Below are 26592 nucleotides of genomic sequence, written 5' to 3' on the forward strand. Positions count from 1 at the left end.
CAGCCATCAGGGTCAAGACAACTGCGCCGCTCCCTGACGCGCATCACGGCCCTGCGCCCAGCAAGCGCCGACGATCAGCACCAGCAGAATTCCCGCCAACACCGCCGACGAGCCGACCGTACCGAAGTCCAGGCCACCCTTTTCATGGGGTTTGGTCAGGAAGTCGCCCAGGGTCGCGCCAAATGGCCGGGTCAGCACGAAGGCCACCCAGAACAGCAGCACGGGCGAGAGCTTGGTGCAGTACTTGAGGACGACGACCAGAGCGATGGCCGAGCCGATCAACAGCGCTCCACCGGCGAAGCCCAGCCCGGAATCGTCCGCCAGGTAATCGCCCAGGGCGGTGCCCAGGGTGTTGGAAAACAGGATCGCCAGCCAATAGAACAGCTCGCCACGAAAACCCTGGACCCGGTTCACATTCAGCGATTCGCCACTCAGGCACCAGACCGCGAAGATCGCCGCCAGGATAGCGATCAGGATCAACGAACCACTGGCATACCCCAAGCCCAGGGTGCGATCCATGAAATCCGACAGGGTGGTACCCGCCGTGCTGGTGGACAGGATCACGATCCAGTACAGCACCGGGTTGTAGCTCTTGGAAAACAACTGAGTCACCAGGGTCAGCAGGAACACGCTGATCAGGATCATCGAACTGATGGCGTACCCCACGTTGAGGGTCATCGACAGCAGGTCACCTGCGGTTTCGCCCAGGGTGGTCGCGCAGATTTTCATGACCCAGAAGGCCAGGGTGATCTGGGGAAGTTTGTTCATTGACGAGAGAGCTCCAAGGGTCGCATTCAAGGCAGCCTGTCTTGGTTTGCAGGCCTGCGCGGAGGCTGAACGTCCTTGGGTGAAAAATAGGTAGGGCTTGAATGAAAAAACCGTTGAAGGGCCATTTTCACCCGGCGATTGATCAATTAACGATCAGTTAACGCTGGTTACTTAGCCTGCTACCTGATCCGGCGTGAAACCTGGGCCCTATTGGGCCGGAAGCTGTATCCCTATGTGCAGGTGTTCTACGGTGAAAAACATATCGATTAAATTGATTTTTATTAGTGTTTTTTTGCGATTTTAAATCAATTTCATCGGAGTAGGATTCACTTCAAGCCCAACACCAACACCCCATCGGAGTCACCCTCATGAAAAGCAAACTGATCCTTGCCCTGACCCTGTCGGTACTGGCTGCCAACACTTTCGCTGCCGATGGCTACGATCGCACCGGTTCCTCCACCTTCGCTGCCGATGGCTATGACCGCACCGGCTCCGCCACCTTCGCTGCCGATGGCTACGACCGCACCGGTTCCGCCACCTTCGCCGCCGACGGCTACGATCGCACCGGTTCCGCCACCTTCGCTGCCGATGGCTATGACCGCACCGGCTCCGCCACCTTCGCTGCCGATGGCTACGACCGCACCGGTTCCGCCACCTTCGCCGCCGACGGCTACGATCGCACCGGTTCCGCCACCTTCGCCGCCGACGGCTATGACCGCACTGGTTCCGCCACCTTCGCTGCCGACGGCTATGACCGCACCGGTTCCGCCACCTTCGCTGCCGATGGCTATGACCGCACTGGCTCCGCCAACATCGGTTGATCGTTCCTTCGGACACCCCAGCCCGGCACTTCTGCCGGGCTCGATCTTTTCAGGCTGGAAAATCCTGTGGCACGAGGCTGGAATTCACAGGATGCGCACTGCACTATGGCGCCCCCTAAAGCTCCCAGCAGGAACCGCGAGCCATGCCCGACGATATCCACTACTACGAACCCGCCCTGGGCCACGGTCTGCCCCATGACCCGTTCAACGCCATCGTCGGCCCGCGCCCCATTGGCTGGATCTCATCCCAGGACAGCGAGGGTCGCTTGAACCTTGCGCCCTACAGCTTCTTCAACGCCTTCAACTACATCCCGCCGATCATCGGATTTTCCAGCGTTGGGCGTAAGGACAGCCTGAACAACATCGAGCAGACCGGTGAATTCGCCTGGAACCTGGCGACCCGCCCCCTGGCCGAGCAGATGAACCAGAGCTGCGCCGCGGTGGCTCCCGAGATCGACGAATTCGCCCTCTCGGGCCTCACGCCCGCGGTCTCGAACGTCATTGCCGTACCGCGGGTAGCCGAAAGCCCGGTGTCCTTCGAATGCAAGGTCACCCAGATCATTCAGCTGCAGCGGGCGGACAAGGAGCTGGTGCCGAGCTGGCTGATCCTCGGCGAAGTGGTCGCCGTGCATATCGCCAAGTGGCTGCTCAAGGACGGGATCTATGACACCGCCGCGGCAGAACCCATTCTGCGCGGCGGCGGCCCGGCGGATTATTTCCAACTGGGGCCAGAGGCCCTGTTCAAGATGTACCGCCCGGGAGCGGTCAGATAGCGTTCCAGCACAATTGACCGTCGGCGTCGACGTCGATCAACTGCTCCAGCTGTTGCGCGGCAGCCTGGTCGGCGTCATGGGCGGTCTTGAATGTCTCAGCGTCGAGGACTTTGTGAAAACGCGGCGCCCCGGAAGCGCCAAGGGCCTTGACGGCGATGGCGGCGCTGTATCCCCCCTCTCCTGGAACTACAGCGGAAACGGCTTCGTAGTGTGCGAACTCTTTGCGTGCCATGTTGCGGGTCCTGGCCAATGAAAAGTCGACCATTCTAAACCCTCAGCTGGCCAGCTTGTGCACCGGCACGCAGTGCAACTGGGGGTACTCGCCCGGCAGCTCCAAGGCCGAGACGGTATTGAAGGTATGCAGGTCCAGGCTGTTGACCACCAGGTCCCGGACCAACTCACTGAAGATCTCCATGGCCGGCGAGTTGAAGTACGCGGTCATTGCCTGCTGACTGCTCCAGAACCCTGACACCAACCAAAGATCGGCGTCGCACTGCGAAAGCTGCAAGGCGAAATGCAGGCAGCCAGGTGCCTGGCGAGAGGGTTCGATCAGGCTGCACAGGCGTGCGCCCAGTTCCTTGGAATATCCGGCACGAGCACGGACGAAGGCCATGTGGCTGACGGGAATATGCGTGGACATGTGCGACCCTCCCAGGTGTCATCGAGGCAGCCGGGGGACGGGCTGCGACAGGATGCAACGATACGGGGTGGCCATCGAACGACGTTAGTCGATTCCTGCTGCTGATTTGCACAATCCTGCGATATCGCTCGCTGCCGCGTAGTCAGCCCGGCGCGATACGACAAATGGGCTACAACGTTGTTTCAAGCAAGTGAAATACCGGACCAAGGGCTTGCCCTGTTCATCACGCGCGCAAGCAGCAGGATCAGGCAAGTTTTACGCAGGATCGACCTAGCCTCCCTGCTTGCACAATCTTAAGCTGTGCCAATCGCAACCCCAGAGGCCGCCCCCATGTCATCCCTGGAAAACCTGCCGACCCCGCTGGCCCCGGAGATGGAACGCCAGCGTGTGGAACTGGCGGCGATCATCGATCGCCACACCGTCGATGACGGCAGCCATGCCACCGCCATCGATTCGCTGTTCGCCTCGCGCCACAGCCATACCCACCAGTTCGCCCCGGTACTGGCCCAGCCGGCCCTGTGCATCATGGCCCAGGGTCGCAAGGAGGTGCGCCTGGCCGACGAGACCTACAACTACGATCCCCTGAACTACCTGGTGGTCTCGGTTGCCGTCCCCCTGAGCGGCAAGGTGGCGATCGTTTCCCCCGAGGAACCGATCCTGGCCTTGCGCCTGGACATCGACCCCGGCGAGATCAATGCCCTGATCGCCGATGCCGGCCCCCTCGGCGTGCCCACCCGGCCCACCGGGCGTGGCCTGTACGTGGAGCGCCTGGACCCTGCGATGCTCGATGCGGTGCTGCGCCTGACCCGCCTGCTGGACACCCCCAAGGACATCCCCATGCTGGCGCCCCTGGTACGCCGGGAAATCCTCTACCGCCTGCTGTGCAGCCCCCAGGGCCATCGCCTGTACGAGATTGCCACCACCAATAGCCAGAGCCACCGGGTCAACCAGGCGATCAAGTGGCTCAATGGCAATTTCGAGCAATCGTTGCGCATCGATGAGCTGGCGCGCGAGGTGAACCTGAGCGTGTCGACCCTGCACCATCGCTTCAAGGCGATGACGGCCATGAGTCCGTTGCAGTACCAAAAGCAGTTGCGCCTGCAGGAAGCCCGCCGGCTGATGCTGGCCGAAGGCCTGGAGGCCTCGGCAGCAGGATACCGAGTGGGTTATGAAAGCCCTTCGCAGTTCAGCCGTGAGTACAGCCGCCTGTTTGGCGCACCGCCCCTACGGGACATGGTGCGCCTGCGGGTGGGCAACTGAGGTTGGACTAGCGCGCACGAACCACGTGCTTGATCTCCTGGAAGGCCTGTAGCCCCCAAGGGCCCAGTTCGCGGCCGATACTGCTCTGCTTGTAGCCGCCCCAGGCCGTCTGGGGAAAGATCACCTGAGGCGCGTTGATCCATACCAGGCCTGCCTGCAAGGCATTGGCTACGCCCTCCGCATTGGATACATCCGCCCCCACGACACTGGCCACCAACCCGAACTCGCTATCGTTGGCCAGCTCGATGGCCTCCTGCTGGCTGCCGAAACGGCGTACGCACAGTACCGGGCCGAAGATTTCCTCGCGCCACAGGGCACTGTCCAGCGGCACCTCGGAGAACACCGTAGGCTCGATGAAATAGCCCTGTGGCAAGTGCGCCGGGCGACCACCACCGCACACCAGTTTGGCACCGGCGTTCACGCCCCGCTCGATGTGCCCCAGCACTCGCTGGTATTGCGCCTGGTTGACCAGGGCCCCCATGCCAGCCTGGGCATCGAACGGGTCGGCCACGCGAATGCCTTCGGCCCTGGCCTTGAGCCGCAGGAGGAACTCATCAGCCAGCTCATCGGCCACCAGCACGCGACTGGTGGCCGAGCACATCTGCCCGGCGTTGAAGAATCCACCGCCGCAGGCCAATTCCACCGCCAGCTCCAGGTCGGCATCCGCCAGCACCAGCAAGGACGACTTGCCGCCCAGTTCCAGGCTTACGCCCTTGATGGTTTCCGCCGCCCGCTGCATGACCTGGACACCCACCGCATTGCTGCCGGTGAAGGAGATCTTCGCCACTCGCGGGTCCGCCGCCAAAGGCGCACCCACTGCCAGGCCGGTGCCGCAGACCAGATTGAACACGCCTTGGGGCAGACCGCTCTGAGCGATGATCGCCGCCAGTTCCAGCTCTGGCAGCGGTGTGACTTCCGAGGGCTTGAGCACTACGCTGCAACCTGCCGCCAGGGCCGGCGCAAGCTTCCAGGCCGTGGTGACCATGGGGAAGTTCCACGGCACGATCAACCCGACGATACCGCAGGGCTCACGTCGCAGGCGGGCACTGAAATCCTCGCTGGGCAGTGCCACTTCGGCATCCTGGCGGGCGTCCAGGCCCTCGGCCAGTTCGGCGTAGTAATCGAAGGTGGCGATGACATCGTCCACGTCCATGGCCGCCTCGGCCTGGGGCTTGCCGTTGTTGCTCGATTGCAGGTGCATCAAGCGCTCGCGACGGGCCGCCACGCCGGCGGCGATCTTGCGCAGTACCCGGGCACGCTCCGCTCCGCTGCTGCGGGCCCAGTGCTGCAAGCCGACGCTGGCGGCACACAACGCCTGGTCCACCGCGTCGGGGCCACCGCCCGCCACTTGCGCCAACAGGGTTTCTGTCGCCGGGTTGATCACCTGCAAATGCTCAGTGCCCGCCGACCATTGGCCGCCGATGTAGAGGCCGTCCAGCATGGGTTGCGTAGTCATGCCTGTACTCCCTGGGTCCAGCGATTCTGGTCGATTTCAATCAGGCTCGGGCCCTGGCGATCGACCGCCAGGCGCAAGGCCGCCCGCAGTTGCGCAACACTGTCGACGTGCTCGGCAGCGCACCCCAGGCCCTTGGCCACCGCGACGAAGTCCGGTGTGTAGATATCCACGCCTACCGGCTCGATGGCGCGATTGACCATGTACTTCTTGATCTCTTCGTACCCCTGGTTATTCCACAGCAGGACGATGACCGGGGTCTGCGCTTCCACGGCGCAGGCCAGTTCCGCCAGGGTGAACTGCAAGCCACCGTCACCGATCAGGCAGGCCACCGGCCGCCGCTGGGCCGGGCTCGAGTCGCCGCCAAGCCAGGCGCCGATGGCCGCCGGCAAGGCATAACCTAAGGTGCCGTAGCCAGTGGAAGCGTTGAACCAGCGCCGTGGCTGGTCGGGGTTGAAGGTCAGGTTGCCGCTGTATACCGGCTGGGTGGAGTCGCCCACCAGGACGATCTCCGGCAACTCTTCGACCACGGTTTGCAAAAGCAGGGTCTGGGCCCGGGTCGGGACATCCCAAAGACCCTCCAGCTCCTGGCGCAAGGCGTCGGCACGCACAGCCCCCCAGTCATGGCTGCGCTCAGCCAAGGTCTGGCGCGACAGCTCCGCCAGCAAGGCCTGGGCGGCGATATCGGCATCGGCTACCAGCGCGACTTTCGGCGGGTAATTGCGCACGGTCTGGTCGGCATCGATATCGATCCTCAACAGCGTGCCGGGGATCTCGAAGCCACCGGCGAAGGTCACGTCGTAGTCGGTTTCCGCCAGTTCGGTGCCGATGGCCAGCACCACATCGGCCTGGGCCACCAGGGCCCGGGTGGCCACCAGCGACTGGGTCGAACCGATCAGCAGCGGATGCGCCGAAGGCAGCATGCCCTTGGCGTTGATGGTCAAGGCCACCGGCGCCTGCAGCAGCTCCGCGAGCTGGGTCAGGGATGCGGCGGCATCGATGGCGCCGCCGCCAGCCAGGATCAGCGGACGCCTGGCCGTCGCCAGCAACTGGCCCATCTGCGCCACGGCCGCCGGGGCGGCGCCGGCCCGGGCGATCTGTACCGGCTCGCTGGCCAGCAGGTGGTCGGCATCCTGGACCAGTACATCCAGGGGAATCTCGATATGCACCGGGCGCGGACGACCGGCCTGGAACAGGGCGAAGGCCCGGGCCAGCACCACCGGCAACTCATCAGCACACATCAGCGTATGGGAGAACGCTGCCACGCCACCGACCAGGGCGCTCTGGTTCGGCAACTCGTGGAGCTTGCCGCGCCCGCCGCCCAGCTGGCTGCGGGTCTGCACGCTGGAGATCACCAGCATCGGGATCGAATCGGCATAGGCCTGGCCCATGGCGGTGGTGATGTTGGTCATGCCAGGGCCAGTGATGATGAAGCACACCCCAGGCTTGCCGCTGGTACGGGCATAGCCGTCGGCCATGAAGCCGGCGCCTTGCTCATGGCGCGGGGTGACGTGGCGGATGGAGGAACGGGCCAGGCCCCGATACAACTCGACGGTATGCACTCCAGGGATGCCGAACACCTGCTCGACCCCATACCCCTCGAGTAACTTGACCAGTACTTCGCCACATGTCGCCATCTCATCGCCCTTTCTTGTTGGTTGATACCGCTCGGCCGGGAAACACCCATAGACGCCGGAAGGGGGCTATTGGAACGGCGCGCCGGTAGCCGGAACAATGGATAAAAAGTCATACTAGCCATGTCCTCACGTCATGCCTGGCCCTCCATGAAACGCCTGCCTCCCCTGCCCGCGCTGCACACCTTCCTGGTCACCGCCCAGTGCTGCAACTTCACCCGTGCCGCCGAGCAATTGCATATCACCCAGGGCGCGGTGAGCCGGCAGATCGCCGGGCTGGAAAGCCACCTGGGCTACCCATTGTTCCAGCGCCAGGCCCGTGGCTTGAGCCTGACGGCCGAAGGCCTGGAGTGGCTGCCACGGGTGCAGCAGGTGTTCGAGTTGATCAATGGCGCGGTGGACGAGATCGGCAGCCGCAGCCGCAACCTGCGACTCAAGGCCCCGACCTGCGCCATGCGCTGGCTGCTGCCACGCCTGTTGCAATGGCAGAAGGAACGACCGGAAGTGCCGGTGCAACTGACCACCACCATCCAGCACGGCGTGGACTTCACCCGCGAGCCGTTCGATGCCGCGGTGATGTACGGTGCCCCGCCCTCCCCGAACCTCGGCTCGCGGCACCTGTTCAATGAACAACTGACCCCGGTGTGCTCGCGCCCGCTGATGGAAGGCCCGACACCGCTCAGGACCCCTGCGGACCTGCAGCACCATCTGTTATTGCATCCATCCCATGACCAACGGGATTGGCAACGCTGGCTGAAGGCGGCGGGCACACCGCTCAATACCCTGGGCAAGGGCCAGCATTTCGAGACCCTGGACCTGGCGATGTCGGTGGCGTCCCAGGGGACCGGGGTGGCGATGGGCGATTGGGCATTGATTGGCGATGACCTGAGCGCCGGACGGCTGGTCATGCCATTCGAATTGAAGATACCGACGGGCCAGGCCTATTACCTGGTCTACCCGGAACGTCCGGGGCCTTCGGCGCAATTGCTGGAGTTACTGGACTGGCTGGTGGAACAGGCGCACCAGCGCTAGTGCGCCGCCTCTGACCTGGGGCCCTGCGCAGCCGCAAGTTACTGATTCAGACCCTGCAGCCTCGCAAGCCCTGGCGGCTACACCGGGAGGTGCAGCCGCTAGAGCCCGTTAGCCGGATCAGTAGCCGACGGTGAAGCGCTGGCGCACGTGGACCGGTTTTTCCACTTCGTCGAGCATGGCGATGGCGTAGTCGGCGAAGCTGATCCAGCTACGACCTTCGGCGCTGACCAGCAGGTCGTCCTGGCCCAGGCGGAACTTCCCGGTGCGTTCGCCTTCGACGAACTCCGCCGACGGCGAGAGGAAGGTCCAGTCCAGGTCCTGCTCCTTGCGCAAGGTTTCCAGGTACACCCCGCCGGCACTGGCTTCGGCCTTGTATTCCTCGGGGAAACCGGGGCTGTCGATGACCTTGCCGCCACCCGGCAGCAACAGCGAACCGGCACCGCCCACCACCAGCAGGCGCTTGACCCCGGCCTTCTTCACCGGATCGATGATGGCGCTGGCAGCGATGGGGGCGAAATGCGCGGCGCTGAGCACCACGTCATGACCCGCTACGGCCGCTTGCAGCGCGGCGCTGTCGGCCACATCCACAGCACGGCTGACGACCCCGGCCCGCTGGCCGATCTTCGTGGTGTCGCGGGCGATGGCGGTGACGCTGTGGCCACGACGCAGGGCTTCTTCCAGGAGTTGGCTACCGGCCCGGCCGGTGGCACCGATGATTGCGATCTTGCTCATGACGATTCTCCAGTTGGCAAAGAGAGTACAGCGTCCCTCGCTCCCGGTCCGGGAGCGGGGATCAGGAAGGTTTCACCACTTCATTTCGCCCTTGGCGACCTTGGCGCTCAGCTCCAGCGAACTGTCCTCGCCCAGGTCCGGGTAACGCTTCTTCATGGCGGCGATCAGCGCCGCGGAGTCCTTGGCCTTGGCGGTTTCCTCATCGAAGGCCTTGATGTAGTCCGCCGTGAAATGCACCGGCTTCAAGGAGCGCGCGCTGTCGCCCAGGTAGTGCCCGGGGATCACGGTCTTGGGCTTGAGGCCTTCGATGGTCTTGAGGGTCTTCAACCACTGCTGGTGGGACTGGGCAGTCTGGGTATCGGCCATCCACACATGGATGTTCTCCGAGACCACCACGCCACCGACCACCGCCTTGATCGAGGGAATCCAGACAAAGCTGCGATCCGGTTGCTTGCCATCCAGGCCGATGACGTCGAGCTTCTGCCCTTCCAAAGTCAGGCTGTGGCCCTCGAGCACGCTTGGCACGATGGTCTTGGCTGGAACGTCAGCGCCCATTTGCGGGCCCCAGAAGGCCAGCTTGCCTTCGACGGTGGCCTTGATGTGTTCGACCGTCGGCTGCGAGGCCACGACCTTGGCGTCCGGGAAGGCACTGGTCAGGGTGTCGAGGCCGAAGTAGTAATCCGGATCGCCATGGCTGATGTAGATCGTGGTCAGGTGCTTGCCGCTGGCGCGGATCTTGTCCACCAGTTGCTGGGCCTGGGACTTGCCGAACTGGGCGTCCACCAGGATCGCGTCCTTCTTGCCGCTGACCAGCACCGAGCTGACCGGGAAGATGGCGTTGCTGCCGGGGTTGTAGACGTCCAGTTGCAGGGCGGGTTCGGCGGCTGCGGCATGGGCGGCAAAACCCAGGACAGCGGTGGCCAGCAGCAGGCGTTTGAATGAAGTGAATCCGATCATGGGGCAGCTCCGGCGTCTGTTGACTTGATTGACAGTGAAGCAAGCTTAGTTGCCAGACTCGTCACAAAAAATGCGATGCTTGGACATAGTTTGTTTCTGAAAGTGGGCAAATCATGGATCGTCTCCAAGCAATGCGAGTCTTTGTCACGGTCGTCGACCTGGGCAGCCAATCGGCCGCCGCCGATCACCTGGACCTGTCGCGCCCCGTGGTTTCGCGTTACCTGGCAGAACTGGAGGACTGGGTCGGCGCCCGTCTCATGCACCGCACCACACGCAAGCTCAGCCTGACTGCCGCCGGCGGGGAGATCCTGCCCCGTTGCCGACAGATGCTGGAGCTGTCCAACGACATGCAGGCAGCGGTCGGTGAACCCGACGATGTCCCACGCGGGCTGTTGCGCATCAGCGTCAGTACGTCTTTCGGCCAAGCGCAACTGGCTGACGCCATGGCTGAATACGTCAGGCGTTATCCTGCGGTGAGCATCGACCTGCAGATGCTCGATCGCACGGTGAACCTGGTGGATGAGCGGATCGACCTGGCGATCCGCACGAGTAACGACCTGGACCCGAACCTGATTGCCCGGCGCCTGACCGTCTGCCGCTCGGTGATCTGCGCATCGCCCGCTTACCTGCAACAACATCCGGCCCCGCAAAAGGTCGAGGAACTGAGCCAGCACAACTGCCTGACCCATTCCTACTTCGGCAAGAGCCTGTGGCACTTCGAGCAGGACGGCGAGTCGGTGTCAGTACCGGTGCAAGGCAACATCAGCGCCAACGAAGCCAGCACCCTGCTGCGCACGACCATGGCCGGCGCCGGGATCGCCATGCTGCCCAGCTACCAGGCAGGCGAATACATCAAGCGCGGGGAGCTGGTGCGCCTGCTGGCCAATGCCGAGCCCCGCAGGATGAACATGTATGCGGTCTATGCCTCGCGCAAGCACATGCCGGCCACCTTGCGCAGCATGCTGGATTTCCTGGTCCTGAGGTTTCCCCAGGAACCACTCTGGGACGAAGGCCTGTAGGACGCACCAAGTGGCTGGTTGCGCATCCCGATCCATTTGCTGAATACCCAGCCAAACATACGGAGCAGCCCCCCGGTCGCTGACCTATTCTGATAACAGTGCTTTGGAAAATACCCAAGCACCGGTTCAGAGGTCATCGCCATGAACGTCAAGACAAGAAGGTACCTGGCCATCTTCATGACCTGCACCGTGACCCTGGCGCTATACGGCACCGCTGCCTATCGCGTCGAACAGGCCCGCATGCAGCCCCGTGCCTATGCCAGTTGCAACCTGGAACGCTGCATCCCCCACAACGCGACCCTGAACGCCCTCAGGTAAGCGAAAGGGAGCCGCGGTCGCCGGCCTGCTCGGCCTTGAGCTGATCGCGGAAGACCTTGGGCGAGATGCCTACCCGGCGCCGGAACAGCCGGGTGAAATTGGTTGGGTCGGAAAACCCCAACTCGGCGGAAATCTCGTAGATGGTCATCCTGGTGTAGGTCAGCAGGCGCTTGGCTTCGAGCAATTGGCGCTCGTGCATGATCTGCAATGCCGGCTGCCCTGCCAGCTCGCGACAGGTGCCATTGAGGTGCGACACGGAGATACCCAGCCTGTGTGCCAGGTCCTCTACCTTCACATGCTCGCGATAGTGGGCTTCCACCAGTTGCATGAAGCCGTTGAAGTACTCCCGTGACCGCTGTGGGCGCTGCCCGGCATTGCTACGCAGCAGCGCCTGGCGCCCGATCCATACCACGATCATGTCCACGAGGGCGTGCATGAGCATTTCCCGGGCGGGCTGCTGTCCCTGGTACTCGTCCTGCAGGCTATGGAACAAGCTTTCCAGGTATTGGGCATCGACTCCCACCGGATAGCTGGCGTCCGTTGCCAGGACATCCTGTACCTGCCCCAGGCGCGCCTGCAGATGACTCACCAGCGGCGCCGCCAGGGTCACCACATGGCCTTCGACATCTTCGGAAAAACGAAAGCCGTGGACCGACAACGGTGGCAGGACCTGGATCGTCGGCGTCTCCAACAGGATCCGCCGCTCCTCGACCTGCAACTCTGCCTGCCCCCGGCACAGGAACAACAACTGGCACAGGTCGGCATGCCGATGAGGCTTGATCTCCCATTGGAACTCTCGACCTCGCTGGCTGATGCTCTCGCAGTGCAACAGATCGGGAGTGGGCCACTCCAGGTCTTCGCCATAGAGTTTGAACACGGGAATGGACGCAAGGGCTGGCTTGTTCACTACAGTCCGGGCCTCGGTGAGAAGGACAATCAGCACTCCCAGGAACGGGGAGCGTGGATACCCATCGATAGGTATTGATCAATTGACGGATTCGCCAGGGGAAAAAGCAAGCTCAGGTAACATAAATTAATACACCTGCCGCTCCCCTCGGGCACAACCGCAAAGCCCGAACACTATACAGAATGCGTCGCATTCACCATTCAAAAGAACAACCATCCCCCTCTTGAGGCAGCCGCAATCCGCTCGCGGCGGTGCCTGGGTACGTTCATGAAATAACTGTCAGGAACTTCCTTGCACGGCTATCTAGTAGGCACCTATTTAGTACACTGGGCCCCATGTCTCCCGGCCATGCCGGATCGATCACTGCCCCACAGGTTCTTTCGTGTCCCATCTCCAACAACCTGCCTCCTCCACTCCGGCGATACGCAGCGTGCTGGTCGCGTTGATGCTGGCGATCTTTCTCGGCGCCCTGGACCAAACCATCGTCGCTGTCTCCATGCCGGCCATTTCGGCTCAATTCAAGGATGTCGGCCTGCTGGCCTGGGTCATTTCCGGCTACATGGTGGCGATGACCGTCGCCGTGCCCATCTACGGCAAGCTCGGTGACCTCTACGGTCGACGCCGACTGATGCTGTTCGGCATGGGACTGTTCACCCTGGCCTCGCTGTTTTGTGGCCTGGCCCAGAACATGGAGCAACTGGTGCTGGCACGGATTTTCCAAGGCATCGGTGCTGGCGGCATGATTTCGGTGAGCCAGGCCATCATTGGCGACATCGTCCCGCCCCGGGAACGCGGTCGCTACCAGGGCTACTTCAGCAGCATGTACGCGGTAGCCAGCGTCGCCGGCCCCGTGCTGGGCGGTTACATGACCGAGTTCCTGTCCTGGCGCTGGGTGTTCCTGATCAATCTGCCCCTGGGCCTGGGAGCCTGGTGGGTCGCCTACCGTACCCTGGTAGGACTGCCGGTTCCCCAGCGCAAGCCGATCATCGACTACCTCGGCACGCTGCTGTTGATCATCGGGCTCAGTGCCTTGCTGCTGGGTATCACGCAGATCGGCCAGGGATACTCCTGGCGCAGCGCCCAAGTGCTCGATCTACTGGGTATCGCCACCCTTGTCCTGGCGGTTTTCGTCTGGCATGAGCGTCGGGCCCGTGAGCCGCTGTTGCCGATGCACCTGTTCGCCAACCGCAATGCCCTGTTGTGCTGGTGCACGATCTTCTTCACCAGCTTCCAGGCTATTTCACTGATCGTCCTGATGCCCCTGCGCTTCCAGAGCATCACCGGGGCCGGGGCCGACAGCGCCGCCCTGCACCTGCTACCCCTGGCCATGGGACTGCCCATGGGCGCCTACTGCGCCGGACGCCTGACTTCGGTCACTGGCCGCTACAAACCGATGATTCTCACCGGAGCCCTGCTGATGCCGGTGTCGATTCTCGGCATGGCATTGATTGCCCCCCAGGCAGAATTGCTCAGTGCCCTGTTCATGCTGCTCTGCGGAATCGCCAGCGGCATGCAGTTCCCCACGTCGCTGGTAGGTACCCAGAACGCGGTGGAACAACGTGACATTGGGGTCGCCACCAGTACCACCAACCTGTTTCGAGCCTTGGGTGGCGCGGTGGGTGTGGCGCTGATGTCGGCATTGCTGCTGGCCTTGCTGCAAGACTCGAGCCTGGTGCAGTTGGGCAGTGGGCTGATGAGCGAAGGGCACTCCGGCAAGGCCTTGCTCGAAGGCCTGAACGCCGCCCCCGGCCCAGCACGAGACGCACTGCGAGCGGAGTTGCTGCTGACTTTCCGGCACCTGCTGCTGGTCAGTGCCGGAGTCTCCCTGCTGGGACTGGCCGCAGCGCTCGCCATGCCCAACCGCCTGCTGCGCGGACGCGAAGACAAGGCCCGTTGAACAGGCGCCCCACCACTCAAGGACTGTAGTACCCCACCGCCACCAGCAGGTTGCCCACCTTGCGCAGATAAGCGTGCTTGTCCTCGACCTTGCCGGTCACCGGGTTCTTCCAGCGATAGAGGTACTCGCCCTGGTCCTGGCGCGCCATCAGCGCCAGCATCGGCTCGCCCACCGGTTTGCCCTGGGGGTCCTTGACCTTGGCGAAGTCGGTATCGAGCAAGCGCAGGTTGGTGCCATGGGCCAGGTAGCGCCGACTGTCGAGGCTGACCACGAACACATACAAGTCATCCTCGATGAAACCGCCCTGCAGGTCATTGATGGCCTTGAGCGTGCCCGGCTGGTCAGTGCCCAAGGCCGTCGCCGCCCGCTCCAGCAGTGCCCTGGCCTGCTCGGCCGACGCCCGGGGCAGGTAGTAACCCACTGCGAGGATACGATCGCCAACGCGCTGGAAGTACACGTGCTTGCGTTCGACCTTGCCATCCGCCCAGTTCTGCCAGCGGTACTCGGCTTGCTGAATGCCGTTTTGCTCCGGGGTCTGCAGTGCATCCTTGAAAGCCTTGCGCAGATCTTGCCCCAGTACCTGGGACACATCGCGGCCGATCAACGCCGACGACGGTCCACCGCTGGCCAGCATCACGCCGCGGGTGTCCACCACGAAGACATAGCGATCCCGATCGACGAACTCGCCCTGGCGACTGAACGCAGCGAATGCCTTGTCGCCCTGCTCCCGGTAGTAACGCAGGGCCTTCTCCAGCAACGCCCGGGCTGCCACCCCGTCATCGTTCTCCGGCGCGGCCTGGAGCGCACTCATGCACAACAACAGTGGCCAAAGCAGCCAAATACCCTTGCGCAACCCCTTCATCGCCCACTCCTCGTTCCGATTGGCGTTCGACAAGCGTAGACGGCTACAGGCTATGGATGAACATTCAGCAAACCGGCCTCAGGCCCCGCCACTTGGTGTAGCAGGGCCTGATCGGTCAGGGACGGGTGTTGATCTGCTGCTGCAGGTTCTGGATCTGGCTTTGCAGGGTATTGATGTTGCGAGTGACCTGGCCACGGAATGCGTCGAACTCGGCGGTGCTGGCACCGTTCTGTGCGGCCGCGGGACGATTGTCCTGCTGGCTCTTGAGCACGATCATGTCCTGCTCCAGGCGCTCGATGGCCGCCCCAGGGTTGCCTTGCTTCTTCAGCGCGGCCAGCTCGGTGCCCAGGCTCTTGAGCTGGGCGTCGACCTTGTCGCCATCGGCCTGGGCACCTTTCAGGCTCGCCAACTCGGCTCCCAGGGCTTTTACCTGGGCCTGCAATTGCACGTTGGCTGCCTGCTGCTCGGTACCCTGGGTGCTCATCTGTTCCAGGCGCTTGTCCAGGTCAGTGGCCTGGCCGGCTACGCCCTGTTGCTGCAGCCCCTGGTCCTGCAAGCGGCTTTCCAGCTGCTTGATCTGCAGCTTCAAGGCCTCGTTGTCGGTGATGACATTGGTCTGGCTGGCCACTACCTTGCCGGAGATGTCCTGCAGGCGTCCGGCTGCCTCCTCGCTGATCCTGGCGAAGCTCTCCTGGGTCGCCACCAACTGCTGCTCCATCAGCGAAATCTGCTGGAAGCTCCACCAGGCAAGGCCGATGAACGCGAAGAACAACGCCCCCACCAACGCCCACAATGGGCCAGTGCCGGCCCCCTTGGGCTTCTTGGCCGCTGGCGCGTTGCGCAAAGGTGCAGCGGTGCGCTCGCGAACAGCACTGGGCGTGGGGAGGACATCGTCATCAAGAGGCTCGGCGCGCAGGCTTGGAATATCGTCGAAGTCATCGTGTGCATCGTTACGCATGGGGCAACCTTTCTGAACCGCGGTATGGGCAGGATGCGGCGAGTATAAACCGCCAGATCATCCGGCCAATGGACAGGAGCGGGCGAACCCGGTTCCGTGTTCGATTTCAGCTTATGTCCTGGGCCTTCCACCAACTGCAGAACTCGTCCAGGGCAGCCCAGAGACTGACCTTGGGTTCATAGTCCAGGTAATGCCGGGCCCGGCTGATGTCCAGGGTGAAGTCCTTGTTCATGACCTGCATGCCCAGGCGCGACAGGGTCGGTTCCGGACGCCCCGGCCAGATCCGGCAAAAACCCTCATTGAGCGCCGCCACGCTATACGCCAGGCCATAGGAACGATAACGGGTGACCTGCGGCACCTGCATCTGGCGCATCACATAGTTGACGACATCCCACAATGGTACCGGGGCCCCGTTGCTGATGTTGTAGACCTTGCCCAGGGCCGAGCCGCTGGCATGCAGGCAACTGAACAGGGCGTCATTGAGGTTGTGCACGCTGGTGAAGTCGACCTTGTTCAAGCCATTGCCAACGATGGCCAGGCGCCCCTTGCGCTGCATCTTCAGGAGCCTGGGGAAAATGCTCATGTCGCCGGCGCCAGTGACGAAGCGCGGGCGCAAGGCCAGGACTTCAAGGCCGAACTCCTGGGCCCCGAAAACCTTCTGCTCAGCCAGGTACTTGGTGGCGGCATAAGGGTGCTTGAAGCGCTTGGGCACCTGTTCTTCGGTCAATCCCAGGTGATCGCGGCCATCGAAGTAGATCGAGGGCGAGGACAAGTGCACCAGGCGCCGGACTCGCTGCTTGAGGCAGGCTTCGACCACGTTCTCGGTGACCAGCACATTGCCCTGGTGAAAGTCCTGGTAGCGTCCCCACAGGCCTACGGCACCCGCGCAATGCACCACGGTGTCGATGTCACGGCACAGCTCGCGTACCAGATCGGCGTCTCCCAGGTCCCCCTGGACGAATTCGGCACCACGGCGCACCAGGTGCTCCATGGCTTCGGCGCGCCGGCCATTGACCCGCACCTCCAGGCCCTGCTCAAGGGCGAAACGAGCAAAGCGCCCGCCGATGAAGCCGCTTGCGCCGGTGACCAGAATCTTCATGAAATATTCCTAAGAAAGCAGTGACGAGTTACGAGCTGCAAGTTAAAAGTCAGTGCGCAAACTGTCTGCTTGCAGCTTGTCGCTTGACGCTTACGGCTGCTCCCAGGGCACCAGCCATTGTGCAGATAAACGTGCCAGGTGTTCGGTGAGCTGTGCCAGCAGTTGCCCGCCATTACGCCAATGATGCCAGTACAACGGCACATCGATGGGCTTGTCCGGTAGCAATTCCAGCAGGATGCCACGCTGCATCTGCTCGCGAACCTGCAACTCGGGCACCAGCCCCCAGCCGAGCCCAGCTTCCGTGAGGCGAATGAACCCTTCGGAAGAAGGGCACAGATGATGCTCGAAAACACCATCGACCCCCAAGGACGCCAGGTAGCGATGCTGCAGGAAATCATCAGGACCGAACACCAGCGCCGGGGTCCGGGCCAACTGCTCGGCACGTACACCCTGGGGAAAATGCCGGGCAATGAACGCCGGACTGGCCAAGGCCCGATAGCGCATGCCCCCCAACAACAGGCTACGGGCCCCGGCTACCGGGCGCTCGCTGGCACAGACACAGGCTGCCACCTCCCCGGCCCGCATGCGCTTGAGGCCCACCGTCTGGTCTTCCACCACCAGGTCCAGGAGCAGGTGATGCTCGGCGCAGAAATCCCCCACCGCCTCTGCCCACCAGGTGGCCAGGCTGTCGGCGTTCAGTGCGATGCGCAGGCGCTCGGGTAGCCCCTCTTCATCCAGGGCCGGCACCAGGCTCTGCAGATCGCGTTCCAACAGGCGCACCTGCTGGACATGGTTGAGCAGGCGCCGGCCGATCTCGGTCGGGGTCGGAGGCGCTGCTCGCACCAGGACCGGTTGGCCGACCCGGGCTTCCAGCAGTTTGATGCGCTGGGAAATAGCCGACTGCGACAAGCCCAGTATCTGGGCTGCCCGTTCGAATCCTGCCTGTTCGATCACCGCGGCAAGTGCGGCAAGCAGTTTGTAGTCGAACATCAGTTTTCCTAATGAGAGATCAGCACTATTGGTTTTTCTTATACAGCCAGGCACCGGAAAATAGCCAGCACAAAGCGTGTGTATCGCCTCTTCGCTCAAGGACTTTCTTCATGACCGGTGAAACTTCCCTCACAACCCTGCTGCGCAGCATGAGCCCGCAGCTCAACGACGGTGAGTACGTGTTCTGCTCCATCACCGATCGCAGCCTGTTGCAGGATTGCGAGGTGCTGGGCAGCTTTCACGAACGCGAGGGCCTGACGGTGATCCTCCAGCGCCAGCAGGCTGAACGCCTCGGCCTGGGCTTCGACTACGTGGCGGCCTGGATCACCCTCCAGGTGCACTCGGCGTTGCAAGCCGTGGGCCTGACCGCCGCCTTTGCCGGTGCCTTGGGCCAGGCCGGGATCAGTTGCAACGTGATTGCCGGCTACTACCACGATCACCTGTTCGTTGGCCTGGCCGATGCCCAGAAAGCCATGCAGGTATTGCAACGACTGGCAGCCGGCGAGGAGCACTGATCATGTGGCAAAGCTATGTAAACGGCCTGCTGGTGGCCGCAGGCCTGATCATGGCCATCGGCACCCAGAACGCTTTCGTCCTGGCCCAGAGCCTGCGCCGCGAACACCACCTGCCGGTGGCCGCGCTGTGTGTCACCTGCGATGCGTTGCTGGTGGCTGCCGGGGTCTTCGGCCTGGCCACCGTGCTCACCCAGAGCCCGACGCTGCTGGCAGTGGCGCGCTGGGGCGGCGCGGCCTTCCTGATCTGGTACGGCGCCCAGGCCTTGCGCCGGGCCTGTTCGAAGCAAAGCCTCGAGCAAGGCGATGGACAGACCGTGCGCTCGCTGCGAGCGGTGATGCTCAGTGCCCTGGCGGTGACCCTGCTCAACCCCCACGTATACCTGGACACGGTACTGCTGATCGGCTCGCTGGGGGCGCAACAGACAGAGCCGGGGGCCTATGTGGTGGGGGCGGCCAGCGCTTCGCTGCTGTGGTTCTTCACCCTGGCCCTGGGGGCTGCATGGCTCGCTCCATGGCTGGCCCGCCCTGGAACCTGGAGGGTTCTGGACCTGCTGGTAGCCGTGATGATGTTCAGCGTCGCGTTCCAGTTGATCAGTGCTGCATGACTTATTCCAAAAGGCTCTGGAACCTCTATTCCACACAGTTGTTGCGTGGTTAAGCAGCACCCCCGGTGCTATGATCCGAAGCTTGCGCCGCAAGGAGTACAAACTCCCCGGCGCTTGTCCGGCCGCCCGTGATCGGCCTTGCGCTCACCGCAACAGACCTGATTAGGAGAATCACCATGGCTTTCGAATTGCCGCCGCTGCCCTACGCACACGATGCCCTGCAGCCGCACATTTCCAAGGAAACCCTGGAATATCACCACGACAAACACCACAACACCTATGTCGTGAACCTGAACAACCTGGTGCCAGGCACCGAGTTCGAAGGCAAGACCCTGGAAGAGATCGTCAAGACTTCTTCGGGCGGCATCTTCAACAACGCAGCCCAGGTCTGGAACCACACTTTCTACTGGAACTGCCTGGCGCCAAACGCTGGCGGCCAGCCTACCGGCGCTCTGGCTGATGCCATCAACGCAGCGTTCGGCTCGTTCGACAAGTTCAAAGAAGAATTCACCAAGACTTCGGTTGGCACCTTCGGTTCCGGCTGGGGCTGGCTGGTGAAGAAGGCCGACGGCTCCCTGGCCCTGGCCAGCACCATCGGTGCCGGCAACCCCCTGACCAGCGGCGACACTCCACTGCTGACCTGCGACGTCTGGGAACACGCCTACTACATCGACTACCGCAACGTGCGTCCTAAGTACGTTGAAGCGTTCTGGAACCTGGTGAACTGGAAATTCGTGGCCGAGCAGTTCGAAGGCAAGAATTTCGTCGCCTAAGGCTACGCGCGGTACAAAAAACCCGGCCTGGCCGGGTTTTTTTTGCCTGCGATAAACCTGGGATCTTGTCGCGTCGGATACAGACGCTAAGATTCACCGCAGGTAAAAAACTACGCCATCCCCTCAAGTTGCAAGGCGTCGCTACCGACACACTATCCACAGCTAGAGCAATCCTGAATCTGATCACCCGGGCCTCGCCCGCAGACGTCCTGTCCTCGGCATTAGATGTCACTTTGACGGCCACCACGGGATTGCCAATACTCATGGCAACTTGACGCTACGCGCACGGAACAAGGAATAGCCCTTTGAAGCTGGAACTCAAAAACAGCTTGTCGGTGAAGTTGCTCCGCGTTGTGCTGCTGTCGGCACTCATAGTAGGCGTGGTCCTGAGCTGCGCCCAGATCGTCTTCGATGCCTATAAGACTCGGCAGGCGGTAGCCAACGACGCCCAGCGCATACTCGACATGTTTCGCGACCCATCGACCCAGGCGGTCTACAGCCTGGATCGGGAGATGGGGATGCAAGTGATCGAAGGCCTGTTCCAGGACGATGCCGTGCGCATGGCCTCTATCGGCCACCCCAACGAAACCATGCTCGCGGAAAAATCCCGCGACCTGCAGAAGTCCTCCAGCCGCTGGCTGACCGACCTGATCCTCGGCCAGGAGCGGACCTTCACCACGCCACTGGTGGGACGCGGCCCCTATAGCGAGTATTACGGCGACCTGAGCATCACCCTGGACACCGCCACCTATGGCCAGGACTTCATCGTCAGCTCGGTGATCATTTTCGTCTCCGGGGTCCTGCGCGCCCTGGCCATGGGCCTGGTGCTGTACCTGGTCTATCACTGGCTGCTGACCAAGCCGCTGTCGCGGATCATCGAGCACCTGACCACCATCAACCCCGATCGCCCCAGCGAACACCAGCTGCCCCTGCTCAAGGGCCACGAACGCAATGAACTGGGGATCTGGATCAACACCGCCAACCAGTTGCTGGCCTCCATCGAGCGCAATACCCACCTGCGCCATGAAGCGGAGAACAGCCTGCTGCGCATGGCCCAGTACGACTTCCTTACCGGCCTGCCCAACCGCCAGCAACTGCAGCAGCAACTGGACAAGATCCTGGTGGATGCCGGGCGCCTGCAACGTCGGGTCGCGGTACTGTGCGTCGGCCTGGATGACTTCAAGGGCGTGAACGAGCAATTCAGCTACCAGACCGGCGACCAGTTGTTGCTGGCCCTGGCCGATCGCCTGCGTGGCCATAGCGGCCGCCTCGGAGCCCTGGCCCGCCTGGGTGGCGACCAGTTCGCCCTGGTCCAGGCCGACATCGAACAACCCTACGAAGCCGCCGAGCTGGCGCAGAGCATCCTCGACGACCTGGAGGCGGCGTTCGCCCTGGACCAACAGGAGATTCGCCTGCGTGCCACCATCGGCATCACCCTGTTCCCGGAAGATGGCGACAGCACCGAGAAGCTCCTGCAAAAAGCCGAGCAGACCATGACCCTGGCCAAGAGCCGCTCGCGCAATCGCTATCAGTTCTACATCGCCAGCGTCGACAGCGAGATGCGGCGCCGCCGGGAGCTGGAGAAAGACCTGCGCGAAGCCCTGGCCCGGGAACAGTTCTTCCTGGTGTACCAGCCGCAGATCAGCTATCGCGACCATCGAGTGGTGGGGGTCGAGGCACTGCTGCGCTGGCAGCATCCGGACCACGGCCTGGTGCCACCGGACCTGTTCATCCCGCTGGCCGAGCAGAACGGCACCATCATCGCTATCGGCGAATGGGTACTGGACCAGGCCTGCCGCCAACTGCGGGAATGGCACGACATGGGCTTCAGCGACCTGCGCATGGCGGTCAACCTGTCCACCGTGCAGTTGCACCACGCCGAACTGCCACGGGTGGTCAACAACCTGCTACAGATCTATCGCCTGCCGCCACGTAGCCTGGAGCTGGAGGTGACCGAAACCGGCCTGATGGAAGACATCAGCACCGCCGCCCAGCATCTGCTGAGCCTGCGTCGCTCCGGAGCGCTGATCGCCATCGACGACTTCGGCACCGGCTATTCGTCCCTCAGCTACCTCAAGAGCCTGCCCCTGGACAAGATCAAGATCGACAAGAGCTTCGTCCAGGACCTGCTGGAGGACGATGACGATGCGACCATCGTGCGCGCGATCATCCAGCTGGGTAAGAGCCTGGGCATGCAGGTGATCGCCGAAGGCGTGGAGACAGCCGAGCAGGAGGCCTACATCATCAGCGAGGGCTGCCACGAAGGTCAGGGCTATCACTACAGCAAACCACTCTCGGCACGGGAGCTCGGGGCCTACCTCAAGCAGGCCCAGCGCAGCAACGCAGCGATCCTCTGAAAGCACTGTGGCGCGGGGCTTTGCGCCTTGCGCAAGGCCTTGCCGGGCAAGAAATAATTACAGGCACCACCCTTTACACATAATGCAAATCTTTCGCATTATGTCGCAGTTTTTGCGCACCCCGCGCCGTCCACTCCCTCTCGAAGCAGGATGTTCGCCATGATTCGTATGCCTCTGGCTACCGCCAGTCTGTTGGCCATCGCTATTTCCCTCGCCGGTTGCGGCGAAGGCAAAGACGACAAGGCTACCGCTCAAGCGCCGACCCCGGCGACCAGCACCGCTACCCCGGCCAGCGACGCCGCCGGCAAGCTCGACGAAGCGGCCGCCAAGGCCGTGGTCGCGCATTACGCCGACATGGTCTTCGCCGTCTACAGCGACTCCGAATCCACTGCGAAAACCCTGCAGGGCGCTATCGATGCCTTCCTGGCCAAGCCTGACGACCAGACCCTGGCAGCGGCCAAGGCGGCCTGGGTCGCGGCGCGCGTACCCTATCTGCAAAGCGAAGTGTTCCGCTTCGGCAACACCATCATCGACGACTGGGAAGGCCAGGTTAATGCCTGGCCCCTGGACGAAGGCCTGATCGACTACGTCGACAAGAGCTACGAACACGCACTGGGCAACCCCGGGGCCACCGCCAACATCATTGCCAACACCGAGATCCGCATCGGCGAAGACAAGATCGACGTGAAGGACATCACCCCGGAAAAACTCGCCAGCCTCAATGAGCTGGGCGGGGCCGAAGCCAACGTCGCCACCGGCTACCACGCCATCGAGTTCCTGCTCTGGGGCCAGGACCTCAACGGTACCGGCCCAGGCGCCGGTGCCCGTCCGGCCTCCGACTACCTGGAAGGTGCCGGCGCCACTGGCGGTCATAACGATCGCCGCCGTGCCTACCTCAAGGCCGTGACCCAATTGCTGGTCAACGACCTGGAGGAAATGGTCGGCAACTGGAAACCGGACGTGGCCGACAACTACCGTGCAACCCTGGAAGCGGAACCTGCCGAGACCGGCCTGCGCAAGATGCTCTTCGGCATGGGTAGCCTGTCCCTGGGCGAACTGGCCGGCGAGCGGATGAAGGTATCCCTGGAAGCCAACTCCCCGGAAGACGAGCAGGACTGCTTCAGCGACAACACCCACAACTCGCACTTCTACGACGCCAAGGGCATCCGTAACGTCTACCTGGGCGAGTACACCCGTGTCGACGGCAGCAAGATGACCGGCGCCAGCCTGTCGTCCCTGGTGGCCAAGGCTGACCCAGCCGCCGATGAAGCGCTCAAGGCCGACCTGGCCGCTACCGAAGCCAAGATCCAGGTCATGGTGGACCACGCCAACAAGGGCGAGCACTACGACCAGCTGATCGCCGCCGGCAACGAGTCGGGCAACCAGATCGTGCGCGATGCCATCGCCGCGCTGGTCAAGCAGACCGGTTCGATCGAGCAGGCAGCTGGCAAGCTGGGCATCACCGACCTGAACCCGGACAACGCCGATCACGAATTCTGATCAGCATTGCACCCGGTAAAAAGGCGACCCGCGGGTCGCCTTTTTCGTTCCCGTCGCAGCCACTGGTGCAACCTGCGCGGTGCTCCAGCAAGCTTGTCCTGGGTCAAACCAAACGATAATTCCTCTTATTCAATCCAAGCTGCCCTGTTAGACTTTGCGCCCTTGTTTTGCTCGTCTTGCAGGATATCCGATGCCCTCGTTGCTGCTTCGCTGGTCCGCTCTACTCATGGCCTTGTGCCTGAGTGCCTGCGATGACGCACCGCGCTTCACCGGGGCCGAACCTGGAGAAGCCCGCGCCGGTGGCGCGACGACGGTCAACCAGGGCGATCGCAATGCCTTCTCCATGCCGTCGGCCAACCTGCCGCCGACCCGGCGCCTGGACTTCAGCGTCGGCAACAGTTTCTTCCGCAACCCCTGGGTCATCGCCCCTTCCACCACCACGGCTCGTGACGGCCTTGGCCCGCTGTTCAATACCAATGCCTGCCAGAACTGCCACATCAAGGACGGTCGAGGCCACCCGCCAACACCGGATGCACTCAATGCGGTGTCGATGCTGGTACGCCTGTCGATCCCCGATGAGCCCGCCTATGCCAGGCTCATCGAACAGGCCGGCATCGTTCCGGAGCCGGTCTATGGCGGCCAGTTGCAGGACATGGCCATCCCCGGAGTCGCCCCGGAAGGCCGGGTGCGCGTGGGCTACGAGCCCGTGCCGGTACGCTTCCAGGACGGCACCCTGGTGGAGCTGCGCAAACCCAACCTGCAGATCACCGACCTGGGCTACGGACCGATGCACCCGGACACCCGCTTCTCGGCCCGGGTCGCGCCCCCCATGATTGGCCTGGGGCTGCTCGAAGCCATTCCCGAAGAGGCAATCCTGGCCAATGCCAGGCCGGTGAGCAAAAACGCCATTGCCGGTCGCCCCAACTGGGTCTGGGACGATGCCCTGCAAAAGACCGTACTCGGGCGATTTGGCTGGAAAGCCGGGCAACCGAGCCTCAATCAACAAAACGTTCACGCGTTTTCTGGTGATATGGGCCTGACGACCAGCCTGAGACCCTTCGATGACTGCACCGACGCACAAACCGACTGCAAGCGGGCGCCCAACGGCAATGGCCCGGACGGCGAGCCGGAAGTCAGCGACAACATCCTGCGCCTGGTGCTGTTCTATACCCGTAACCTGGCGGTACCCGTACGCCGCGATATCGACTCACCCCAGGTCCTGGCCGGCAAGAACCTGTTCTTCCAGGCCGGTTGCCAGTCCTGCCATACCCCAAGCTTCACGACCAAGGCCGACGCTGCGGAAACTGAGCTGGCCAACCAGGTGATCCGCCCCTACAGCGACCTGCTGCTGCACGACATGGGCGAGGGCCTGGCGGACCAGCGCACCGAGTTCAAGGCCAGTGGCCGCGACTGGCGCACCGCGCCGCTGTGGGGAATCGGCCTGACCGAGACCGTCAGCGGTCATACCCAGTTCCTGCATGACGGCCGCGCCCGCAACCTGATGGAAGCCGTGCTCTGGCATGGCGGCGAAGCCGAAGGTGCGAAACAGCAGGTCCTTGCTTTCAATGCCGAGCAGCGCGCTGCGTTGCTGGCATTCCTGAATTCCTTATAACGCTCGACTCATATGCTTTCTCCACAATAAAGGGAGCCCGAACATGTTCCGCCCCAAACTGCTCTTCACCAGCCTTGCCGCACTTGCCCTGGGCGCCTGCTCGCCCCAGGACCCACAAGCCGTGACCTCCGCAGCCATCGCCAAGCAGGTGATCCTGCCGACCTATAGCCGCTGGGTCGAGGCCGATCGCCAACTGGCCATCAGCGCCCTGGCCTTCTGTGAAGGCAAGGAAACCCTGGAGACCGCCCGTGCCGACTTCCTTCATGCACAAAAGGCCTGGGCCGAGCTGCAACCGCTGTTGATCGGCCCTCTGGCCGAGGGCAACCGCTCATGGCAGGTACAGTTCTGGCCGGACAAGAAGAACCTGGTGGGTCGCCAGGTAGAGCAACTGGTCAGCACCACACCCCAGATCGATGCTGCGGCCCTGAGCAAGTCCAGTGTCGTGGTCCAGGGACTGTCGGCCTACGAATACATTCTCTTCGACAGCAAGATCGACATGGCGGACAGCGCGCAGAAAGCCCGCTACTGCCCATTGCTGACCGCCATTGGCGAGCGCCAGAAACTCCTGGCCGAGGAAATCCTCTCGAGCTGGAATACCAACGACGGCATGCTGGCGCAGATGAGCAAGTTCCCCAACCAGCGCTATGCCGACTCCCATGAGGCCATCGCCGACCTGCTGCGCGTACAAGTCACGGCCCTGGATACCCTGAAGAAAAAGCTCGGCACCCCGATGGGTCGCCAGACCAAGGGCATCCCACAGCCGTTCCAGGCCGACGCCTGGCGCAGCCAATCGTCGCTGCAAGGCCTGGAAGCCAGCCTCAGCGCCGCCCAGACCGTCTGGTCCGGGGTCGACAACAAGGGCCTGCGAGGTCTCCTGCCGGCCGAACAGAAACCCCTGGCCGACAAGATCGACGCTGCCTATGCCGCGTCCTTGAAACTCTTCGCCAGCACCCAGCGCTCGTTGACCGAGATGCTCGGCGACGACGCTGGACGCCAACAGCTCAACGACCTGTATGACAGCCTCAACGTGGTCCATCGCCTGCACGAAGGCGAGTTGGCCAAGGCGCTGGGCATCCAACTGGGCTTCAACGCCAACGACGGTGACTGATG

Annotated in this window: 26 protein-coding genes; 14 read left to right on the forward strand and 12 right to left on the reverse strand. The window is 62.9% G+C overall.

Going from position 1 to position 26592, the window contains the following annotated elements; genetic code table 11:
• Nucleotides 1–12 precede the first annotated feature (12 nt).
• Nucleotides 13–768: a hypothetical protein gene (locus tag I9018_RS25405; protein ID WP_241107843.1), complete on the reverse strand. Its 756-nt coding sequence runs from the start codon at nucleotides 766–768 to the stop codon at nucleotides 13–15.
• Between the two features lie 368 nt (nucleotides 769–1136).
• Here I9018_RS25405 and I9018_RS25410 point away from each other — a divergent pair, with 368 nt between their 5' ends.
• Together I9018_RS25410 and I9018_RS25415 are read left to right on the forward strand one after the other, a co-directional pair.
• A complete protein-coding gene (locus I9018_RS25410; protein WP_241107844.1) occupies nucleotides 1137–1589 on the forward strand; it encodes a heme utilization protein in 453 nt (150 codons plus the stop codon).
• 143 nt (nucleotides 1590–1732) lie between these two features.
• Nucleotides 1733–2362: a flavin reductase family protein gene (locus I9018_RS25415; RefSeq protein WP_241107845.1), complete on the forward strand. Its 630-nt coding sequence runs from the start codon at nucleotides 1733–1735 to the stop codon at nucleotides 2360–2362.
• Here I9018_RS25415 and I9018_RS25420 read toward each other — a convergent pair.
• Both I9018_RS25420 and I9018_RS25425 read right to left on the reverse strand, forming a co-directional pair.
• The gene (locus I9018_RS25420) at nucleotides 2355–2627 is read right to left on the reverse strand and encodes a hypothetical protein (protein ID WP_068585139.1); all 273 of its coding nucleotides are present in this window, start codon (nucleotides 2625–2627) and stop codon (nucleotides 2355–2357) included. The two genes, I9018_RS25415 and I9018_RS25420, sit on opposite strands and share 8 nt — an antisense overlap.
• A 9-nt stretch (nucleotides 2628–2636) precedes the next feature.
• Nucleotides 2637–3002, reverse strand: a complete 366-nt coding sequence (locus I9018_RS25425; RefSeq protein ID WP_124347548.1) for an antibiotic biosynthesis monooxygenase family protein — start codon at nucleotides 3000–3002, stop codon at nucleotides 2637–2639.
• Nucleotides 3003–3332: 330 nt separating this feature from the next.
• On the opposite strand from I9018_RS25425, the gene I9018_RS25430 reads away from it, so the two are divergent.
• A complete protein-coding gene (locus I9018_RS25430) occupies nucleotides 3333–4262 on the forward strand; it encodes an AraC family transcriptional regulator (protein WP_241107846.1) in 930 nt (309 codons plus the stop codon).
• 7 nt (nucleotides 4263–4269) lie between these two features.
• Here I9018_RS25430 and I9018_RS25435 read toward each other — a convergent pair whose 3' ends face one another.
• Nucleotides 4270–5718 carry an aldehyde dehydrogenase family protein gene (locus tag I9018_RS25435; RefSeq protein ID WP_124347547.1) on the reverse strand — a complete coding sequence of 483 codons (1449 nt, stop codon included), beginning with the start codon at nucleotides 5716–5718 and terminating at the stop codon, nucleotides 4270–4272.
• A complete protein-coding gene (locus I9018_RS25440; RefSeq protein ID WP_241107847.1) occupies nucleotides 5715–7352 on the reverse strand; it encodes a 5-guanidino-2-oxopentanoate decarboxylase in 1638 nt (545 codons plus the stop codon). The genes I9018_RS25435 and I9018_RS25440 overlap by 4 nt, the downstream gene beginning before the upstream one ends.
• A gap of 147 nt (nucleotides 7353–7499) precedes the next feature.
• Here I9018_RS25440 and I9018_RS25445 point away from each other — a divergent pair, with 147 nt between their 5' ends.
• Nucleotides 7500–8381 (forward strand): LysR substrate-binding domain-containing protein, encoded by an 882-nt coding sequence (locus I9018_RS25445; protein WP_068585124.1) that lies wholly within the window; start codon nucleotides 7500–7502, stop codon nucleotides 8379–8381.
• Between the two features lie 117 nt (nucleotides 8382–8498).
• On the opposite strand, the gene I9018_RS25450 is transcribed toward I9018_RS25445, so the two are convergent.
• Both I9018_RS25450 and I9018_RS25455 read right to left on the reverse strand, forming a co-directional pair.
• Entirely contained in the window at nucleotides 8499–9113 is a 615-nt protein-coding gene (locus tag I9018_RS25450) for an NAD(P)-dependent oxidoreductase (RefSeq protein ID WP_068585121.1), read from the reverse strand.
• A gap of 72 nt (nucleotides 9114–9185) precedes the next feature.
• A complete protein-coding gene (locus I9018_RS25455) occupies nucleotides 9186–10070 on the reverse strand; it encodes an MBL fold metallo-hydrolase (RefSeq protein ID WP_068585118.1) in 885 nt (294 codons plus the stop codon).
• A gap of 113 nt (nucleotides 10071–10183) precedes the next feature.
• Between I9018_RS25455 and I9018_RS25460 the strand changes: the two genes are divergently transcribed.
• Nucleotides 10184–11089 carry a LysR family transcriptional regulator gene (locus tag I9018_RS25460; RefSeq protein ID WP_068585115.1) on the forward strand — a complete coding sequence of 302 codons (906 nt, stop codon included), beginning with the start codon at nucleotides 10184–10186 and terminating at the stop codon, nucleotides 11087–11089.
• A gap of 141 nt (nucleotides 11090–11230) precedes the next feature.
• On the forward strand, nucleotides 11231–11407 hold the full coding sequence (locus I9018_RS25465) for a hypothetical protein (RefSeq protein WP_164487314.1): 177 nt from the start codon (nucleotides 11231–11233) through the stop codon (nucleotides 11405–11407).
• Here I9018_RS25465 and I9018_RS25470 read toward each other — a convergent pair.
• Nucleotides 11400–12314: a helix-turn-helix domain-containing protein gene (locus tag I9018_RS25470; RefSeq protein WP_068585112.1), complete on the reverse strand. Its 915-nt coding sequence runs from the start codon at nucleotides 12312–12314 to the stop codon at nucleotides 11400–11402. The two genes, I9018_RS25465 and I9018_RS25470, sit on opposite strands and share 8 nt — an antisense overlap.
• Before the next feature lie 382 nt (nucleotides 12315–12696).
• Between I9018_RS25470 and I9018_RS25475 the strand changes: the two genes are divergently transcribed.
• The gene (locus tag I9018_RS25475) at nucleotides 12697–14211 is read left to right on the forward strand and encodes an MDR family MFS transporter (protein WP_241107848.1); all 1515 of its coding nucleotides are present in this window, start codon (nucleotides 12697–12699) and stop codon (nucleotides 14209–14211) included.
• Between the two features lie 16 nt (nucleotides 14212–14227).
• Here the strand turns inward: I9018_RS25475 and I9018_RS25480 are convergent, their stop codons facing one another.
• The 4 genes from I9018_RS25480 to I9018_RS25495 form a co-directional block, all read right to left on the reverse strand.
• A complete protein-coding gene (locus I9018_RS25480) occupies nucleotides 14228–15073 on the reverse strand; it encodes a cache domain-containing protein (protein WP_068585106.1) in 846 nt (281 codons plus the stop codon).
• 115 nt (nucleotides 15074–15188) lie between these two features.
• Nucleotides 15189–16031, reverse strand: coding sequence for an ATPase (locus tag I9018_RS25485; protein WP_068585103.1), 843 nt, complete (start codon nucleotides 16029–16031; stop codon nucleotides 15189–15191).
• Nucleotides 16032–16137: 106 nt separating this feature from the next.
• On the reverse strand, nucleotides 16138–17130 hold the full coding sequence (locus I9018_RS25490) for an NAD(P)-dependent oxidoreductase (protein ID WP_068585101.1): 993 nt from the start codon (nucleotides 17128–17130) through the stop codon (nucleotides 16138–16140).
• Nucleotides 17131–17220: 90 nt separating this feature from the next.
• A complete protein-coding gene (locus tag I9018_RS25495; protein ID WP_241107849.1) occupies nucleotides 17221–18120 on the reverse strand; it encodes a LysR family transcriptional regulator ArgP in 900 nt (299 codons plus the stop codon).
• 110 nt (nucleotides 18121–18230) lie between these two features.
• On the opposite strand from I9018_RS25495, the gene I9018_RS25500 reads away from it, so the two are divergent.
• The 7 genes from I9018_RS25500 (at nucleotide 18231) to I9018_RS25530 (ending at nucleotide 26590) form a co-directional block, all read left to right on the forward strand.
• A complete protein-coding gene (locus I9018_RS25500; protein WP_068585095.1) occupies nucleotides 18231–18635 on the forward strand; it encodes an ACT domain-containing protein in 405 nt (134 codons plus the stop codon).
• 2 nt (nucleotides 18636–18637) lie between these two features.
• Complete coding sequence (locus I9018_RS25505; protein WP_068585090.1) at nucleotides 18638–19240, forward strand: LysE/ArgO family amino acid transporter; 603 nt, start codon at nucleotides 18638–18640, stop codon at nucleotides 19238–19240.
• Between the two features lie 176 nt (nucleotides 19241–19416).
• On the forward strand, nucleotides 19417–20013 hold the full coding sequence (locus I9018_RS25510; RefSeq protein ID WP_016966196.1) for a Fe-Mn family superoxide dismutase: 597 nt from the start codon (nucleotides 19417–19419) through the stop codon (nucleotides 20011–20013).
• A gap of 305 nt (nucleotides 20014–20318) precedes the next feature.
• A complete protein-coding gene (locus I9018_RS25515; protein ID WP_241107850.1) occupies nucleotides 20319–22370 on the forward strand; it encodes a bifunctional diguanylate cyclase/phosphodiesterase in 2052 nt (683 codons plus the stop codon).
• A 159-nt stretch (nucleotides 22371–22529) separates the two neighbouring features.
• Nucleotides 22530–23870, forward strand: a complete 1341-nt coding sequence (locus I9018_RS25520) for an imelysin family protein (RefSeq protein ID WP_068585085.1) — start codon at nucleotides 22530–22532, stop codon at nucleotides 23868–23870.
• Between the two features lie 190 nt (nucleotides 23871–24060).
• Nucleotides 24061–25482 (forward strand): di-heme oxidoredictase family protein, encoded by a 1422-nt coding sequence (locus I9018_RS25525; RefSeq protein WP_241107851.1) that lies wholly within the window; start codon nucleotides 24061–24063, stop codon nucleotides 25480–25482.
• A 43-nt stretch (nucleotides 25483–25525) separates the two neighbouring features.
• The gene (locus tag I9018_RS25530) at nucleotides 25526–26590 is read left to right on the forward strand and encodes an imelysin family protein (protein ID WP_068585079.1); all 1065 of its coding nucleotides are present in this window, start codon (nucleotides 25526–25528) and stop codon (nucleotides 26588–26590) included.
• Nucleotides 26591–26592: the final 2 nt, after the last annotated feature.

Origin of the sequence: Pseudomonas sp. MPFS, assembly GCF_022537035.1 — a bacterium.
Lineage (GTDB): Bacteria > Pseudomonadota > Gammaproteobacteria > Pseudomonadales > Pseudomonadaceae > Aquipseudomonas > Aquipseudomonas sessilinigenes.

Bases quoted from the DNA above. Each gene is read 5' to 3' on its own strand.
- I9018_RS25465 (WP_164487314.1), top strand. From the start codon at position 11,231: ATGAACGTCAAGACAAGAAGGTACCTGGCCATCTTCATGACCTGCACC.
- I9018_RS25480 (WP_068585106.1), bottom strand. From the start codon at position 15,073: ATGAAGGGGTTGCGCAAGGGTATTTGGCTGCTTTGGCCACTGTTGTTG.
- I9018_RS25500 (WP_068585095.1), top strand. From the start codon at position 18,231: ATGACCGGTGAAACTTCCCTCACAACCCTGCTGCGCAGCATGAGCCCG.
- I9018_RS25510 (WP_016966196.1), top strand. From the start codon at position 19,417: ATGGCTTTCGAATTGCCGCCGCTGCCCTACGCACACGATGCCCTGCAG.
- I9018_RS25455 (WP_068585118.1), bottom strand. From the start codon at position 10,070: ATGATCGGATTCACTTCATTCAAACGCCTGCTGCTGGCCACCGCTGTC.
- I9018_RS25410 (WP_241107844.1), top strand. From the start codon at position 1,137: ATGAAAAGCAAACTGATCCTTGCCCTGACCCTGTCGGTACTGGCTGCC.
- I9018_RS25505 (WP_068585090.1), top strand. From the start codon at position 18,638: ATGTGGCAAAGCTATGTAAACGGCCTGCTGGTGGCCGCAGGCCTGATC.
- I9018_RS25485 (WP_068585103.1), bottom strand. From the start codon at position 16,031: ATGCGTAACGATGCACACGATGACTTCGACGATATTCCAAGCCTGCGC.
- I9018_RS25425 (WP_124347548.1), bottom strand. From the start codon at position 3,002: ATGTCCACGCATATTCCCGTCAGCCACATGGCCTTCGTCCGTGCTCGT.
- I9018_RS25420 (WP_068585139.1), bottom strand. From the start codon at position 2,627: ATGGTCGACTTTTCATTGGCCAGGACCCGCAACATGGCACGCAAAGAG.
- I9018_RS25430 (WP_241107846.1), top strand. From the start codon at position 3,333: ATGTCATCCCTGGAAAACCTGCCGACCCCGCTGGCCCCGGAGATGGAA.
- I9018_RS25405 (WP_241107843.1), bottom strand. From the start codon at position 768: ATGAACAAACTTCCCCAGATCACCCTGGCCTTCTGGGTCATGAAAATC.
- I9018_RS25435 (WP_124347547.1), bottom strand. From the start codon at position 5,718: ATGACTACGCAACCCATGCTGGACGGCCTCTACATCGGCGGCCAATGG.
- I9018_RS25490 (WP_068585101.1), bottom strand. From the start codon at position 17,130: ATGAAGATTCTGGTCACCGGCGCAAGCGGCTTCATCGGCGGGCGCTTT.
- I9018_RS25460 (WP_068585115.1), top strand. From the start codon at position 10,184: ATGGATCGTCTCCAAGCAATGCGAGTCTTTGTCACGGTCGTCGACCTG.
- I9018_RS25415 (WP_241107845.1), top strand. From the start codon at position 1,733: ATGCCCGACGATATCCACTACTACGAACCCGCCCTGGGCCACGGTCTG.
- I9018_RS25440 (WP_241107847.1), bottom strand. From the start codon at position 7,352: ATGGCGACATGTGGCGAAGTACTGGTCAAGTTACTCGAGGGGTATGGG.
- I9018_RS25525 (WP_241107851.1), top strand. From the start codon at position 24,061: ATGCCCTCGTTGCTGCTTCGCTGGTCCGCTCTACTCATGGCCTTGTGC.
- I9018_RS25450 (WP_068585121.1), bottom strand. From the start codon at position 9,113: ATGAGCAAGATCGCAATCATCGGTGCCACCGGCCGGGCCGGTAGCCAA.
- I9018_RS25495 (WP_241107849.1), bottom strand. From the start codon at position 18,120: ATGTTCGACTACAAACTGCTTGCCGCACTTGCCGCGGTGATCGAACAG.
- I9018_RS25520 (WP_068585085.1), top strand. From the start codon at position 22,530: ATGATTCGTATGCCTCTGGCTACCGCCAGTCTGTTGGCCATCGCTATT.
- I9018_RS25530 (WP_068585079.1), top strand. From the start codon at position 25,526: ATGTTCCGCCCCAAACTGCTCTTCACCAGCCTTGCCGCACTTGCCCTG.
- I9018_RS25445 (WP_068585124.1), top strand. From the start codon at position 7,500: ATGAAACGCCTGCCTCCCCTGCCCGCGCTGCACACCTTCCTGGTCACC.